This is a genomic window from Desulfuromusa ferrireducens (genome assembly GCF_055389805.1).
In genome coordinates, this window is sequence record NZ_AP042415.1 from 1,531,323 (window position 1) to 1,546,274 (window position 14,952).

Below are 14,952 nucleotides of genomic sequence, written 5' to 3' on the forward strand. Positions count from 1 at the left end.
TAGCATTAAGCTATGCTGCGCGTCTGCGCTGCTCGCGCCTTGCTGGAACACAAAATCGAAACAGCTTTTAGATTATCGTACTGTCTAAATAAATATTTTACGGAGGATATAAGTATCATGGCTAAAGAGATCAAATTTGGCACAGAAGCACGTGGCAGCATTCTTGCCGGCGTTAACGCCCTGGCCGACGCTGTTAAGGTTACCCTCGGTCCTAAAGGCCGTAACGTTGTTATCGACAAGTCGTTCGGCGCTCCACTGATCACCAAGGACGGCGTTACCGTCGCCAAAGAGATCGAGCTGGAAGACAAGTTCGAAAACATGGGCGCTCAGCTGGTTAAAGAAGTTGCTTCCAAGACTTCTGACGTTGCCGGTGACGGCACCACCACTGCGACCGTGCTTGCTCAAGCTATCTATAAGGACGGCGTCAAGCTGGTTACTGCCGGTCACAACCCGATGGAAATCAAGCGCGGTATCGACAAGGCGGTTGTTGTCGCTGTTGAAGCGCTGGCCAAACTCTCCAAGCCGGTTGCTGATCACAAGGAAATCGCTCAGGTCGGCACCATCTCGGCCAATAGCGACGAGACCATCGGTAACATCATCGCTGAAGCAATGGAAAAAGTCGGTAAAGAAGGCGTTATCACCGTCGAAGAAGCCAAGTCGATGGATACCAGCCTCGAGACCGTCGAAGGGATGCAGTTCGATCGCGGTTACCTTTCTCCTTACTTCGTGTCCGATGCCGAGCGCATGGAAGCGGTTCTGGAAGACGCTCTGATCCTGATTTACGACAAGAAAATCAGCACCATGAAGGATCTTCTCCCCGTCCTTGAGCCGGTTGCCAAGGCTGGTCGTCCACTGATGATCATCTCCGAAGACCTCGATGGCGAAGCGCTGGCGACTCTGGTGGTCAACAAGCTGCGCGGCACCATCAATGTCTGTGCTGTTAAGGCTCCAGGCTTTGGCGATCGTCGTAAGGCGATGCTCGAAGATATCGCTACTCTGACCGGTGGTCAGCTGATCTCCGAAGAAGTCGGCTTCAAGCTGGAGAACGCCACCCTCGACATGCTCGGTACCGCCAAGCGTATCGTGGTTGACAAAGACAACACCACCATCATTGATGGTGCTGGTGACGAAGTTGCTATCGAAGGTCGCGTCAAGGTGATTCGCGCGCAGATCGAAGAGACCAGCAGCGATTACGATCGTGAAAAACTGCAGGAGCGTCTCGCCAAGCTGGTCGGTGGCGTAGCTGTTGTTAAAGTCGGTGCTGCCACTGAGACCGAAATGAAGGAAAAGAAAGCCCGCGTTGAAGATGCTCTGCACGCAACCCGCGCTGCTGTTGAAGAAGGTATCGTTCCTGGAGGCGGCGTTGCTTACTTGCGTGTCCTTAAGGTTGTTGCTGCCCTCGAATTGGACGGCGAGCAGGTGTTCGGTCGTGACCTGGTGCTGCGCGCTCTCGAAGCTCCGCTGCGTCAGATCGCCATCAACGCTGGTTGCGAAGGTGCTATCGTGGCTGACAAGGTTCGTAACGGCGAAGGCTCTTTCGGCTTCAACGCTGCTGCTGACATTTACTGTGACATGCTCGAAGCCGGTATCCTCGATCCGACCAAGGTTACCCGTAGCGCGCTGCAAAACGCTGCTTCGGTTGCCGGTCTGATGTTGACCACCGAAGCAATGATCGCTGACAAGCCATCTGCTGACGATGGTGGCGGTATGGGCGGCGGCATGCCTGGTGGCATGGGCGGCATGGGTGGCATGGGCGGCATGATGTAGTCCAGCCATTTAAGCTGTAAGTTGTAAAATGAAAACGCCCCGTCAGAGAAATCTGGCGGGGCGTTTTTTTGTTTTTGTAGGGGCGACCCGCTGGGTCGCCCGTCTTCCATTATTTATGAGATGAGCAAGGCGCGGGATTCTTCGCGGGGCATCGGTTTGACGCGCAGTTCAAACTCGCGCTCATCGTTGATAAACAGGACGTCGACTTCGGCTTCATTTTTTCCTTTACCGTAGGAGGCGAGAATGGCCGCAGCGGTTGTCATGTCCTGCTCGGTTTGTTCGCCGCAGAACAGTCCGAGGGGGCCGCTGAAATTTGTACAGCGTAGTTTCAGGTGTTGCGCGTTGGCCTGCTCCTGTAAGCTTTCGTTGTCGGCTTGCTGGCGCCCCAGAACCAGTTTGGCGCTCGGCGAGAGACGGAATTGCCGGCCGACCTTGAGCAGTTCAACATCGGCGGATGTCGCTTCTGGGTCGTGCTGCAGCAAGTCGCGTAGTTGACTGGAAAAGCCTGCTTCGGTCAGCAGGCAGCCACCGCCGCTGCCCGGAAAGTCGGGATAATCCCATTGGCGGGCTAAGGCCTGTTGTGGTTTGCGTGAGCGGCCATGGAAGTCGAGTAGTTGTTCTCGGTTAACCAGACCGTTTTCTTCCATCGGTGTGATCGGCAGGAGTTTAGCGGAGAGCGGGCGCAAAACCCGGTCGGAGTAACCGGAGTGCTTGGCGACTGAACAGAGGGCATTGGCATTCTGACTCATTGGCCGCTGGCCGAGGACTTCGCCGGAAAAGAGAAAGTCAAAGCCTTCTTTTTCCATCAGCTCACCGGCCAGGCGAAACATCATCGCATGGCAGTCGATGCAGGGGTTCATGTTGCGGCCGTAGCCGTATTTCGGCTGCTTGACCATCTGCAGATGAACGTCACTGATCTCCTGAATGATCAGCGGGTAGCCGATCTTGTTGGCGGCGATCTGCGCTTTGGTCGCGCCGAAAAAGGGGGTAACAAAAGAGATGCCGGTCACCTCGATGCCCTGGCGCAACAGCGCCATTGCCGCCAAGGTGCTGTCCAGTCCGCCCGACATAAGTCCCAGTGCTTTACTCATCTAACTCCTCCAAAAACGGTTATTTTTTACGAGCCGCGAAAGATAGCATAGCACCGATTCTCTGAGCAAGTCTTCTTCGCTCTGTTTGCTTGACAGGGGCTGATGGGACTGGCAAAATAAAAAATCGTTAATAAACTTGTCCGCCAGGAGTCAATTGATGGCAAAAATTGATGCACTTTTCAAGATGATGCAGCAGCAGGGTGCCAGTGACCTGCATATTTCTACCGGAGCACCGCCACTTTTGCGCCTGCATGGCGATATGGTGCGGATTAAGTCGCCTGACCTGACCAATGAGCAATCCCAGGCGCTACTCTACGAAATCCTTGATGATGAACAGCGGCAGAAGTTTGAGGAAACTCGTGATCTCGACTTTGCCTATGAAATCCCTGGATTGGCCCGTTTTCGTGGCAATATGCTCGATACCTATCGCGGTATCGCGGCCGTCTTCCGCATTATCCCCAGTGAGATTTTGACCGCCGACCAGTTAAAGTTGCCGGAAGGGGTGCGCAAGATGACCCGCTTCAAAAAAGGTCTGGTGCTGGTGACCGGCCCGACCGGTAGTGGCAAGTCGACCACCTTGGCAGCAATGATCGATCTGATCAACAGTACCCGCAAAGAGCATATCCTCACCCTGGAAGACCCGCTGGAATTTATTCATCAGAACAAGATGTCGCTGATGAACCAGCGGCAGATCGGCACCCACAGCCAGTCCTTTGCCAGTGCCCTGCGGGCGGCGTTGCGGGAAGATCCGGATATTATCCTGGTCGGTGAGATGCGTGATCTGGAAACCATTGAAATGGCAATGAGCGCCGCCGAAACCGGGCATTTGGTGTTCGGCACTTTGCACACTAATTCAGCGCCGAAAACCATCGATCGGATTATCGATGTCTTTCCGACGGATGCCCAGGAGCAAGTCCGTTCAATGCTCGGCGACAGCCTTAAAGGGGTGGTCTGTCAACAGCTGTTGAAGACCGCCGACGGCAAGGGACGGATCGCGGCGCTGGAGATTATGCTCGGCAATGCGGCGGTTGGAAATTTGATCCGCGAAGGCAAAACCTTTCAGATTCCATCGATTATCCAGACTGCGCGCAAAGATGGCATGCAGTTGATGGATAGCCACTTGAAGGAGCTGCTTGACGCGGAAAAAATCAGCATTGAAGAGGCCTATCGCTGTTGCGTTGAAAAACGCAACTTTGAAGCCCTGCTGCCGGAAGGCGCTGAGAAGTAAACAGAGTTGTTTGCTTCCTGCCGATCAGGTTATACTGGGACAGCTGCTATTTCGGGCAGCTGTTCTTTTTTGAGGTGAAGATAGCTGTGCAAGATTCCTATTGTCGGACCATCGATTATTTACGTATTTCGGTCACTGACCGTTGCAATTTACGCTGCCGTTACTGCATGCCGGAAGAGGGTGTCCCCTCGGTCGGTCACGGCTCGGTACTCAGTTACGAGGAACTCTATCGGGTGGCCCGCATTGCCGTTGCTATGGGCGTGCGAAAAATAAGGCTCACCGGTGGTGAACCGTTGGTGCGCAAAGGGATTGTCGCTTTTATCGAATCTCTGGTCAAGCTGCCGCAGGCTCCTGAGGTGACGTTGACCACTAATGGCTTGCTGCTGGCTGATTGCGCTAAGCAGCTCAAGCAGGTCGGTTTATCGCGGGTCAATGTCAGTTTGGACAGCCTCAAGCCAGAGCGTTTCGCCCAGATCGCACGGCGCGATGCTCTGCCGCGGGTGCTTGAGGGATTGAAAGCGGCTGAGGCCGCCGGGTTGGGGCCAATTAAAATCAATATGGTGCCGATCCTCGGGGTTAACGAGGATGAGGTTGTCGATTTTGGACGGCTGACATTTTCCCATCCCTGGCAAGTGCGTTTTATCGAATTTATGCCGGTCAGTGACGGTCTTGAATATACCCCGGAGCAGCTTTATCCGGCGGCGCGGATTCAGGCCGATCTGCAGCAGTTGGCAACACTCAGCAAGGAAGAGCGATCCGGGGTGGTCGGCCCGGCGCGGATCTATCGGCTGGCTGGGGCTATCGGCACGGTGGGTATTATTCCCGCGGTTTCTGAGCATTTCTGCGGTGAGTGTAATCGCTTGCGGTTGACGGCGGATGGGCAACTGCGGCCCTGTCTGCTCTCTTCGCACGAAATTGATCTGCGTTCGATTTTACGCTCGGGAATTGATGATGATGTCTTGGGTGAGCTGCTGCAGAAGTCGGTTGCCGCTAAGCCAGAGCGCCATGGTATCGGCGAGGATCACAGCCCTGGGCAAAGGCGCATGCAGGGGATTGGCGGTTAATAAAAAAGGGGCGTTCCGGTTGGGAACGCCCCTTTTTAGCAGTTTATCGCGCGGCCGATCAGGCGTCTTTGTCCCCGTCTTTTTTCTCGGTGATTTCTTCCACTTTTGCTTCTTCAATTTCATCATCATCTTCGCTGACTTCGCTGACCCCTTTTTTGAAGTTGCGCAGTCCCTTGCCAAGAGAACTTCCAACCTGAGGCAATTTACCTGCACCGAAGACGATCATTACCAGTACCAAGATGATCAACAGTTCCTGAGTTCCTAATCCGAACATGCGCGTTCTCCTTTATAGCTTCAATTTAGAAATGAGTTATCTGTTTAGTGTGTTTTGTTAGGACAGGTAAAGATACACTGGACAGCGGAAAAAAACAATCAATGTTCCAATCGTATACGGAAAATTGCATGTGATTACGGCTGGCGGAGAAGCTGTTCATGGGCCCCACTCCCAAGCAAGGGGTGGGGCCCATGAATCTTAGCTATTATTCCAGCCGATCGTCTTGGCGTGGGGGTTGTTGTTGTAGTTTCCCTGCTCGGTGGGCGCCAGATCTTTTTGCTGCAGTTGAAAATGGGAGAGCAGTTGCTGGAGCCGCTGAGCCTGGGCCGACAGCTCCTCGCTGGTCGCCGCGCTTTCTTCCGAAGTCGCGGTGTTGGTCTGGATGACTTGATCGATCTGGGTCAGCCCAAGGTTGGCCTGTGCAATACCGTGAGCCTGTTCCTTGCTGGCGGTAGCGATCTCTTCGACCAGATCAGAAACCTTGGTAATACCGTTGACGATTTCTGCCAGGGCGTTGGCTGTTTCGTCGGCGATTTGTACGCCATTTTCGGTTTTGGTAACAGATTCCTGAATCAGGTCAGTGGTCTCACTGGCCGCTTTGGCGCTGCGCGCCGCCAAGTTACGGACCTCTTCGGCGACGACGGCAAAACCTTTGCCGTGTTGTCCGGCGCGAGCGGCCTCGACGGCGGCATTTAAAGCCAGCAGGTTGGTTTGGAAGGCAATCTCGTCGATGGCTTTGATGATTTTACTGATCCCCTGGCCGGAATCCCTGATTTCAATCATCGCTGTAACCATCTGCTGCATTTTCTGGTTGCCGGACTCGGCCGTTACTTTCGCTTCGGTGGACAATTGATTTGCCTGGTCGGCATTGTCCGCACTCAGCTGGATCTGCCCGGACATCTCATTCATTGATGCGCTGATTTCTTCCAGTGACGCAGCGGAGGAGCTGGCGCCATCAGAAAGGGTCTGGGCACTGTCGGAAACCTGTTGGCTGCCGCTGGAAATCTGGTAACTGCCGTTGAGAATTTCCGCCATGACTTCGCTGAGTTTGTCGGCCGTCTGCTTCAACGCGGTGCGGACCAGGTCTTGTTGATCCTTCGGATGGATATTGATATTGAAATCGCCCGCAGCCAGCTTTTGCATGGCATCGACAACTTCATGCTCAAGAGTATCAGCAAAATCATTCAGCCCTCTGGCCATGGAGCCGAACTCGTCGCCTCGTTGGCCCAGGTTTAACCGGGCAGAAACCCGTCCTTCGCGTAGGGAGCGGGTCATTTCGACGGTGGCTTGTAGCGGCTTGGTGATGCTGCGCGCGAACAGGCCAAAGACGATGCCGACAACGGTCAGGGTGAGAACAAAGACGATTATCAGGCTGATAGCTGCCTGATTTGAAGAGGCATGCAGGTTTTGCCGGGTTTTTGCCATTTCGGCATCGGCACTTTGCAACGCTTGATCCAGAGTTTGTTTAGCGACTTTTACTTCCGCCAGGCTGTTGCCTGCCAACTCCTGCAAATTCTTGGAGATGAAATAGTACATCTTGGCCATTGACAAGGCGATGTCACCCTGGCGAGCCCTGAATTTACTTCTGTTGCCCTTAAGGCTGTAGAGGTCAGGAAGTTCAAATTCCAGCAGGGTTGCAACATCGACAAAATTGTTGACGGTGACTTTGCCGATACTGTTTTTTGTTCCTTCGATTATCCGCTCGCTGCCTGGAACCTTGTAGATCAGTTCCGCTTCCTGGACCAGATGTTGTGCCTCGGCCAAGATTTGCTGTTCAGAGACGCCCCTGTTCGGGCCGCTGATAACCATGTCCATCAGTTCAATCAAGCGACGGTTCAGGTTGCCCAGCTCGCGGGCGATACTTTCACTGTTTAGTGCTTGATCGTAGCTCGACACCAGGTTGTTTCGAATGTCATCATTTCTGTCCAGCGCTTGCACTGCAGTGGAGTCGATTTTGCTGGTAGATAAATAGCCAATACCGCCAAGAGCTAACATGCCGATGAGTCCGAGCAGGGCGATCAGTCCCATCTTGTGGAAGATTTTTAGTTTAAACGTGCTCTGCGCCGGTTGTGCCATGCCAATACTCCTTTTGTACCCCCCTCAGACGACGAAACAAATGCAATTTCTTAGTGAATGTTAAGGCTAGCAGAAACATTGATTTATTACAATAGTAATATCTTAATAGAGGACTTAAATAGTAGTAAACATTTTTGCTTTTAAGTTACTGAAATCTCGCACAAATTAAATACGGTAGTTTGTCGTAAAAAGTGGACTATTTAAGGTGTGATTATTGATCGTCGAACTGGTAACCTTCTGGATCAGATCGGGCAATACTGCCGTTACTTGCGAAGATAATCCGCTGTTCGGCTGACAGCTTTTGATTTGCATCAGGTAGAGGTTAAGGGGGGGCATTGATGTTAATTTTTGAGCGAGCCGGAGAATTTCCGCCAGACCGAATTGATGACCACTTTGCCGGGGTGGAAGAATCGGTATGCGGTGTAGATCGCAGTTTTTGAGGACTCTGATGCGGCCCGCATCGGCACCGAAATCAGCGGCATCGATAATGATCAGTTGCCTGCAGTCGGTAAACAGTGGCAGCAGGTTAAGCCCGCCGCAACCGCCGTCAATCAATTCCACCGATTGAGGCAGGGCTTCATTCTGTAACAGCTCGATGGCTCTGATGCCGATGCCGTCATCCCCCATCAATGGGTTGCCGACGCCGATAATCCGGGTTAACACGCTGGGCATGGTGCTAAACCAAGTCAATTTTTAGCAGGTGGGTTGAGCAACTCAGGCAGGGGTCGTAAGCACGGATCAGCATTTCCAACCGTTTGCGCAGCTGCTCTTCCGGTTGATCAAGCAGGTCTGGCAGCAACAGTTGTAGGTCTTCTTCTATCGCCGCCAGGTTTTGCGCCGTTGGGATCACACAGTCGGCCGTTTCAAGCAAACCCTGATGGTTGTACTGATAGCTGTGAAACAGCAGGCCGCGTGGCGCTTCAATGGCCGCAGTCGCTTGTCCCCCTGCTGTCGGTGTCTCTTTACTGAGAATCTTGTGCATACCGGAGAGCAACAGGTCATCAATGGCATGCAAGGCTTCCTCTGTATAGTGGACCACCTCCACCAGTCGCGCTTTAATATTTTCGAAAGGATTGAGACCGGCTGGATTTAATTGCAGCGCACTGCAAACCTTGCTGCCCATCGGTGACAATTGTTTGCTGCCGTTACGCAACCGTGCCTGGGCACCAACCATGTAACTGCCTCGTTCGGTCCGCGCCAGTTTGGCGGTTGAGTTCGGTGACAGGTACTCTTCGATCTGCTCGCGGTAATCACTGACCGCTGAGGTGTCACCACTGCTGCTGCATACTTGCTGACCGTGCAACGGGTATTGATTGTCCGCCTGCAGGCAGAGTGCTTCGCGCTGGCGGCTGAATTGTGGGTAAATGAAATCGCTAAACAATTCAACGGTCGCTTCTAGATCCGGGAGCGCCGCTACCAGTTCCTGCCGAAGCTTTTTCAGCTCACTCGCTTCCGGTCGCGCCGAAAATCCGCCCAGACAGGTGGTCACTGGGTGGATCGGTCGGCCACCGACCACCTGACAAATACGATTGGCAGTGCGCTTCAGTCGCAGCGCGCGGGAGACTAGTTCCTGGCGCTCTTCCAGCAGATGGAAGAGGCTGGGAACACCCAGATAGTCAGGCAGGGCCATAAAATACAGCTGCAACAGATGACTCTGGATGATCTCGCCATAACTGAGCAGCCGCCGCAGCAATTGCGCCTGGGGTGGAACCTCGATTTTCAAGGCGGCTTCCGTAGCCATCAGCGAGACCAGGCTGTGCGAGATTGAGCAGACACCACAGACCCGCGCGACGATGGTGGCGACATCGCTGTAATGGCGCCCCTGCAGCATCGCCTCAAAAAAACGTGGTGTTTCGACCACCTCCAGATGGCAGGCGGTAATTTCCCCTTTGCTCTGATCGACCACCAGATGGGCATGCCCTTCGATACGGGTCAGATAATCGAGTTCGATTTTCATGGTTGTTTCTCGCCGACGTTGAACATGCGGTATTGGTCGAGAATCTCATCGACACTCAAACCATGCTGTTCCAGGATCCGATGATAGGGGGAGGTGCGTGGGTTGTCGATCAGACCGCGACAGCCACGACAGTAACCACCGCCATCGATACAGATCGCCCGGCAACCGGCCCGGGTAATCGGTCCGAGGCAGATTTGTCCGTAATCAAAACTGCAGGGATACTCCGCCAGTTTGCACTCGACGCAAACAGCAAAGCTGGGCAATTCGGGATGTTGTTTGAGCAGCAGCGCCTGCAGAATCGAGAGAAATTCCTGACCGTCGATGGGACAGCCGGGAATCCGGTAGTCGACCGCAACCACCGCTGACAATGGTTGTGGTGTTTCGGTGTAGAGGTGCGGTAAGTCGGCGCCATAAACCTGCTGACGGAGCACTTCCGGGGTCCGATCGCTGCCCAAGGCGTTGACGCCGCCATTGTCGGCACAGGAGCCGAGCGCCACCAGAATCTCGCTGCGCTGGCGGATTTGCCGCAAGCGTTCCCGGTCGCCGGGACGGCAGATGCTTCCTTCGACGAAAGCAATATCCAGTTGCGCAGACGTTTCACTCATCAGTTCACGGAATTCGACGAATTCGACCAGTTGCAGTACCTGCAGCAGTTCTTCTTCGAGGTTCATGACCGTCAACTGGCAGCCTTCGCAGCCGGCAAAATCAAAAAATCCGATACGTGCTTTCATCGTTCGATCGCTTCGGCCAAGTGTTTGATGCTGCTGTAGGGGAAGATCGGTCCGCATTCGCAGACGCAGATATTGTTGATCCGGCATTTTCCGCATTTGCCCAGACCGCACTTCATGTGCCGTTCCAGGTTTAGGTAAATGCTGTCGTCATCCAGTCCCATACGGAACAGCAGCGGGTTAACCTGACGGTACATTTCCGGTGGCCCGGAAACGGCGGCAATGGTGCGTTGCGGATCGATGTCCAGGTCTTTGAACAGGTAGCTGACGTCCACCGCTGGTATTCCCCAGGGGTTTTGCTGGTCCTGAACGGCAATCCGGCAGTCTAGCTGAGTCGATTGATGCCAGGCAAGCAGGTCGTCTGGAAACATCAGCGATTCGATATCGCGGGCACCGCAGAGCAGAAAGATACGACCGAATTTGTGCCGTTGTGTCAGCGTTGCCAGCAGCAGCGAACGCAGTGCCAGCAGTCCGCGGCCACCGGCGACCAGCAACAGGTCTTTGCCGTGCATTTTCTCCAGCGGATAGCCGCTGCCGAAAGGACCGCGAACGCCGATGCTGTCGCCTTGACGGGTGCGGTGCAGGGCTTGCGTCAAGGCTCCGGCCTTGCGTACCACCAGTTCGATCTCGCGCCCATTATCCGGGGCGGAAGCGATGGAAAAGGGGGCTTCGCCGAGGCCGAAAACCGAAAGTTGGACAAAACTGCCGGGGGTGAAATTGATCTCCTGCGGCAAGCGCAGGCGGAATAAGCGATCTTGCTCGGAGAGTTGTTGAATTTCGCTGATAAGTGCCATCTGTGGTTGATATTCGCTGCCCGGATTACTGCTGACTGGTGGCGGTGAAGCGGCAAACAGCCGGTTGAGCACCTCGACCGGGTCAATAGTCGATAGGCACTCGCGGCGACAGCGGCCACAGCCGACACAGGCAGTACGCTGGTGCTTTTCCCACAGGTATTTGTATTTACGGTAAAAACGGTGACGTTGCCGGTCGGCCTGGCTGGAGCGGAAATTTTTGCCGTCGGCAACCTGGGCGAACTGGTCGAATTGACAGGAATCCCAAGTACGCACCCGCTGGCCTTCTTGTAGATTGATTTCCAGTTTGTCCTGGACGTTAAAGCAGTAGCAACTGGGGCAGAGCAGGGTGCAGGAGCCGCAACCGAGACAGTCGTCGCCGAGTTCCTGCCAGATGCTGTTTTCGTAGGCTTCTTCCAGCAGGCTAGGCAGCGACTCGACCGGAAACTGGATCTGGTTGCTGCACTGCTTGAGCTGTAGTGGCAACGGCGATTCTTCGGCCCCGTCAAAGGTTTCGGGCGCGTGGGTCTGCAGCAGTTTCTGGCCCCGTTCGCTGCCGATCTGGATTAGGTAATGACCGTCGCGGCGATGCAGGAACAGGTCGAAACCATCGGCAATCCGGTCGGTGCCGAGACTGGTGCAGAAACAATATTCATCCGGGGTGCAGTCAACGCCGATCAGTAGTGTGGTTTCCCGTTTGGCGCGATAGGAGCTGTCGGTTTCACCTTCGAACAGGCAGTCATCAAGAATTTTGACCGCGTGCAGGTCGCAAGGATGCATGCCGAAAATGATCCGCGGTGGCGCGGCGCTCTCCGGTTGCAGCAGAATGTTTTCATCCATCTTGAAACGGAACAGCTGATCCCAATTGGGAAACAAAAATTTCTTTGGCGAATGCACGCCGGGAGGGAATTCCAGCATCAGGTCGGCGGCGTCCTGCAGGTTGTCCAGCACCAGTCGGCCGCGTTTTTTCTGTACGCCGACCACATCGTAGGCCAGCAGCAAAGAGCGGACAAAGCGCAAAATTTCGGTTGTCTCTATCGCCCGCCACTGGGGTCGGTTCGAAAATTCATCGGACTCTGATAGTGGTGAAGGTTTTGGCAACATCAGTGGTTATAGCCGATCACGTGCAGGCAGAGGACTTGTGAAAGCTGACTTGTAAACAAAGAAACTTTAGTCTGGAATGCAGCTTTTGGTCAAGTTTAACCATTTTGTATACATTTGACCGGTTGCTGTTTTTGCTCGGCATAAAAAAGAAAATCAGAATGTTGTTAATATTTCATTATTTATACTTCTGTATGTTGCGTGACAATGTTAGCTGTGGTAAATGAGTGCGACTAGTTTTAATAAATAATAGCAGATTAACCGCTTGGGGGAAGTTTCATGTCTTTTAAAGAATTGATTTCACAGGCCGGTCGCCAGCGTAAAATTGTCAAATTAAAACTGAAAGCGAAACAAGATGATGTGCCGGCGCAGTCTGTGGAGTTTGAGCCCTACAGCTCTCGCGAGATGGCGGGAAAAATTTCATTTTTCTGCCTGGAAGTAGAAAGCTGCTCTTGTCTGAATGTCGATTTGACGACCATTATAGATGTTGAGATCACTAATCGAAGCTTTAAACCGCGATTCCCGATCTCCTTTTAAGCTTGATGGTTTATACCGTTAAGGTAAAAAAGCGGGCTCCCGATCAACGGGGGCCCGCTTTTTATTACGCTGCACAGATGTCGTTTCGTGCTAGTGCTCTTTTTCCATAATCGGCAGATAGTTAACACCGATCTTGTACATCATCACGCCGAGGGCCAAAAAGGCGAAGGTCACGGCGAACTCGCCAACCGACGGAAAGTAGTTCCAGTTTTCTCCCATATCAACACCGATCAAAAAGACGTTGAAACGATTCAGCACCACAGCGCAGATCACCGACAACGAGCAGAGGAACAACTTGCTGCCACTCTTGCGCACCGACTGCTGTTTAAACATGAAGTACGGGATGGCGAACAGCGCGAATTCGAGCAGGAAGGAATTGCCGGCGACGCTGCCGTCGAAGGCCTGGGCCAATACGCCACGGTAAGCGAGATCACCAATCCGCAGCAGCAGGTAGGTACCGAGCAGCAGTGGGATGTATTTTGAAAAGCTGCCCAGAAGTTCGGTCTCCGGTTTGCGGCCGAAGAACTTGGTTGCCAATGTGCCCTCAAAGATGACCATCGGGATACCGACGGAAACTGCCGAAGTCAAAAACAGCAGCGGTGACAGCGGCGTGTACCAGAGGGTGTGCAGCTTGTAGGGGGCGATCAACATCATGGTGCCGAGCGATGATTGGTGACCAAAGGAGAGCACCACACCGGCGATGACGAAAAAGGCCATGGTTTTGCGGCAGAACCAGTCGGCTTTGCCAAGGGCCCAGTCGGTCGGCTTGTTCAGTGACGACAGGGCACCGGGCAGCCTAACATTGCCCTTGAACTGCTCGATGATGTTCGGCAGGTTTTCGATGCCGAGCACGGTCAGGTAGAGCATGACGCACCAGGCCACCTCGAACAGCACTGAGGTGCCGTTCCAATAAACCAGCGCGTGCCAGATGTTGTAGTACTTGCCGAGGTCAAAAAAGACCGCCAGGCCGACCAGAAAGTAACCGATGAAGGCGGTCAGGATTGCTGGTCGCACCAGTGCATGATACTTCTCGCGACCGAAAATCTCGACGATTGCCGCGGTAGTAAAACCACCGGCCGCCAGGGCAACCCCGCAAGCGACGTCAAAAGCGATCCACAGGCCGAAGGGGTAGGCCTTGCTCATGTTGGTGACCGAGCCAAAGCCTTCGAAAAAACGGAAATAAGCGAATCCCGCCCCGCTGACCATCAAGAAGATCAGAAACCAGAAGTTGGGGGTGATAAATTTGTGATGCAGCGGCGCCGCTTTAATACTCATCGTCACCTCCTAATTTGCCGGCTTCTTTTTTACGCCGCTGATTGTAAGCCATGATGCCGCCGAGGATACTGTAAACGGCGATTGGCGGAATAAAATACTGGAAGATCCGGTGCTGGATGCTTTCGGTCAGCCCGGAAACCGCCTTGTATTCAAAATCACCCAAACCGAGGCTGGCAAAAGCTACCTTCGGCTTGGTCAGGTAGAAGACGTTGGTGCCGCCGACTTCCTTTTCTCCGTAGATATGATTGAGGTAACGCTCTGGCTCATCTTCAAGCCGCTTGCGAGCGATTTTCAGCAGCTCTTCGCGCTTACCGAAGGTGATAGCATCGGCCGGACAGGCGCTTGAACAGGCGGTCGGCTGGCCTTTCTGCAAACGAGTTTCGCTGCACAGGGTGCATTTTTTGATCGACGGAATCGCTTTGAACCATTCAAACTGCGGAATGCTGTATGGGCAGGCAACCATGCAATAGCGGCAGCCCATGCACAGACCGGCATCGTATTCCACCGAGCCGTTCGGCTGTTTTTTCAGCGCACCAACGATACAGGCCGATTGACAGGCTGGATCAACACAGTGCATGCACTGCTGCTTGACGAAAGTGCTCTCTTTGCTGGCTTCATCCTGATGCATTTTGATCAGGGTGTAGGTGTGCTCCGACAGTTCGCGCGGCGAATCGTAGAGCGGCGTGCCGAAGGCTTTTTCATCGCCCAGGGTACTTTCGGTTGGCAGCTTGTTTTCTGTTTTGCAGGCCACCTGACAGGCTTTACAGCCGATACAGCGGGTGCTGTCGTTGAGCATGCCGTACCAGTTCGGATCCGGCTCCCGCTGGTCGCGCGCCATGGCCGGAGAAGCAACGCTGCAGGCAGCGGTCCCCCCGGCGACTGCGCCGATCTTTAAAAATTTTCTGCGATCGAGTTCCATTGTCTACTCCCTATTCCGGGGCGTCGCAAAAACTCACCAACTGCGGCGTTACTACAATTTCTGAGCTGCTTCGACGTACCTGGGTACGCCTCATTGCTCAAAAATCGCGCGCCTTGCATTTGGCGTTTTTTGCTTAGCCTACGA

13 protein-coding genes are annotated in these 14,952 nt (G+C 53.8%); 4 read left to right on the plus strand and 9 right to left on the minus strand.

From position 1 onward, the window contains the following. The first annotated feature begins 117 nt into the window (after positions 1-117). Entirely contained in the window at positions 118-1,767 is a 1,650-nt protein-coding gene (gene groL / locus ACZ5PT_RS06980) for a chaperonin GroEL (RefSeq protein WP_464266091.1), read from the plus strand. 113 nt (positions 1,768-1,880) lie between these two features. On the opposite strand, the gene ACZ5PT_RS06985 is transcribed toward groL, so the two are convergent. Next, the gene (locus ACZ5PT_RS06985; protein ID WP_464266092.1) at positions 1,881-2,858 is read right to left on the minus strand and encodes a thiamine biosynthesis protein; all 978 of its coding nucleotides are present in this window, start codon (positions 2,856-2,858) and stop codon (positions 1,881-1,883) included. A gap of 157 nt (positions 2,859-3,015) precedes the next feature. Between ACZ5PT_RS06985 and ACZ5PT_RS06990 the strand changes: the two genes are divergently transcribed. Next, complete coding sequence (locus ACZ5PT_RS06990; RefSeq protein ID WP_464266093.1) at positions 3,016-4,086, plus strand: type IV pilus twitching motility protein PilT; 1,071 nt, start codon at positions 3,016-3,018, stop codon at positions 4,084-4,086. 86 nt (positions 4,087-4,172) lie between these two features. Continuing rightward, the gene (moaA, locus tag ACZ5PT_RS06995) at positions 4,173-5,150 is read left to right on the plus strand and encodes a GTP 3',8-cyclase MoaA (RefSeq protein WP_464266094.1); all 978 of its coding nucleotides are present in this window, start codon (positions 4,173-4,175) and stop codon (positions 5,148-5,150) included. Between the two features lie 58 nt (positions 5,151-5,208). On the opposite strand, the gene ACZ5PT_RS07000 is transcribed toward moaA, so the two are convergent. The 6 genes from ACZ5PT_RS07000 to ACZ5PT_RS07025 form a co-directional block, all read right to left on the minus strand. Continuing rightward, entirely contained in the window at positions 5,209-5,424 is a 216-nt protein-coding gene (locus ACZ5PT_RS07000; protein WP_464266095.1) for a twin-arginine translocase TatA/TatE family subunit, read from the minus strand. Positions 5,425-5,622: 198 nt separating this feature from the next. Next, entirely contained in the window at positions 5,623-7,500 is a 1,878-nt protein-coding gene (locus ACZ5PT_RS07005) for a methyl-accepting chemotaxis protein (protein WP_464266096.1), read from the minus strand. A gap of 165 nt (positions 7,501-7,665) precedes the next feature. Beyond that, positions 7,666-8,172, minus strand: coding sequence for a hydrogenase maturation protease (locus ACZ5PT_RS07010; RefSeq protein ID WP_464266097.1), 507 nt, complete (start codon positions 8,170-8,172; stop codon positions 7,666-7,668). Positions 8,173-8,176: 4 nt separating this feature from the next. Then, positions 8,177-9,457, minus strand: coding sequence for a Ni/Fe hydrogenase subunit alpha (locus tag ACZ5PT_RS07015; protein ID WP_464266098.1), 1,281 nt, complete (start codon positions 9,455-9,457; stop codon positions 8,177-8,179). After that, positions 9,454-10,188, minus strand: coding sequence for an NADH-quinone oxidoreductase subunit B family protein (locus ACZ5PT_RS07020; protein ID WP_464266099.1), 735 nt, complete (start codon positions 10,186-10,188; stop codon positions 9,454-9,456). The genes ACZ5PT_RS07015 and ACZ5PT_RS07020 overlap by 4 nt, the downstream gene beginning before the upstream one ends. After that, positions 10,185-12,080, minus strand: coding sequence for a 4Fe-4S dicluster domain-containing protein (locus ACZ5PT_RS07025; RefSeq protein WP_464266100.1), 1,896 nt, complete (start codon positions 12,078-12,080; stop codon positions 10,185-10,187). Before ACZ5PT_RS07025 ends, ACZ5PT_RS07020 begins: the two co-directional genes overlap by 4 nt. A 276-nt stretch (positions 12,081-12,356) precedes the next feature. On the opposite strand from ACZ5PT_RS07025, the gene ACZ5PT_RS07030 reads away from it, so the two are divergent. Then, positions 12,357-12,614 (plus strand): hypothetical protein, encoded by a 258-nt coding sequence (locus tag ACZ5PT_RS07030; protein WP_464266101.1) that lies wholly within the window; start codon positions 12,357-12,359, stop codon positions 12,612-12,614. A 90-nt stretch (positions 12,615-12,704) separates the two neighbouring features. Here the strand turns inward: ACZ5PT_RS07030 and nrfD are convergent, their stop codons facing one another. Together nrfD and hybA are read right to left on the minus strand one after the other, a co-directional pair. Beyond that, the gene (nrfD, locus tag ACZ5PT_RS07035; RefSeq protein WP_464266102.1) at positions 12,705-13,889 is read right to left on the minus strand and encodes an NrfD/PsrC family molybdoenzyme membrane anchor subunit; all 1,185 of its coding nucleotides are present in this window, start codon (positions 13,887-13,889) and stop codon (positions 12,705-12,707) included. Further along, the gene (hybA, locus tag ACZ5PT_RS07040) at positions 13,879-14,808 is read right to left on the minus strand and encodes a hydrogenase 2 operon protein HybA (protein ID WP_464266103.1); all 930 of its coding nucleotides are present in this window, start codon (positions 14,806-14,808) and stop codon (positions 13,879-13,881) included. The genes nrfD and hybA overlap by 11 nt, the downstream gene beginning before the upstream one ends. Positions 14,809-14,952: the final 144 nt, after the last annotated feature.

Bases quoted from the DNA above. Each gene is read 5' to 3' on its own strand.
- groL (WP_464266091.1), top strand. From the start codon at position 118: ATGGCTAAAGAGATCAAATTTGGCACAGAAGCACGTGGCAGCATTCTT.
- ACZ5PT_RS06985 (WP_464266092.1), bottom strand. From the start codon at position 2,858: ATGAGTAAAGCACTGGGACTTATGTCGGGCGGACTGGACAGCACCTTG.
- ACZ5PT_RS06990 (WP_464266093.1), top strand. From the start codon at position 3,016: ATGGCAAAAATTGATGCACTTTTCAAGATGATGCAGCAGCAGGGTGCC.
- ACZ5PT_RS07000 (WP_464266095.1), bottom strand. From the start codon at position 5,424: ATGTTCGGATTAGGAACTCAGGAACTGTTGATCATCTTGGTACTGGTA.
- ACZ5PT_RS07005 (WP_464266096.1), bottom strand. From the start codon at position 7,500: ATGGCACAACCGGCGCAGAGCACGTTTAAACTAAAAATCTTCCACAAG.
- ACZ5PT_RS07010 (WP_464266097.1), bottom strand. From the start codon at position 8,172: ATGCCCAGCGTGTTAACCCGGATTATCGGCGTCGGCAACCCATTGATG.
- ACZ5PT_RS07015 (WP_464266098.1), bottom strand. From the start codon at position 9,457: ATGAAAATCGAACTCGATTATCTGACCCGTATCGAAGGGCATGCCCAT.
- ACZ5PT_RS07020 (WP_464266099.1), bottom strand. From the start codon at position 10,188: ATGAAAGCACGTATCGGATTTTTTGATTTTGCCGGCTGCGAAGGCTGC.
- ACZ5PT_RS07025 (WP_464266100.1), bottom strand. From the start codon at position 12,080: ATGTTGCCAAAACCTTCACCACTATCAGAGTCCGATGAATTTTCGAAC.
- ACZ5PT_RS07030 (WP_464266101.1), top strand. From the start codon at position 12,357: ATGTCTTTTAAAGAATTGATTTCACAGGCCGGTCGCCAGCGTAAAATT.
- nrfD (WP_464266102.1), bottom strand. From the start codon at position 13,889: ATGAGTATTAAAGCGGCGCCGCTGCATCACAAATTTATCACCCCCAAC.
- hybA (WP_464266103.1), bottom strand. From the start codon at position 14,808: ATGGAACTCGATCGCAGAAAATTTTTAAAGATCGGCGCAGTCGCCGGG.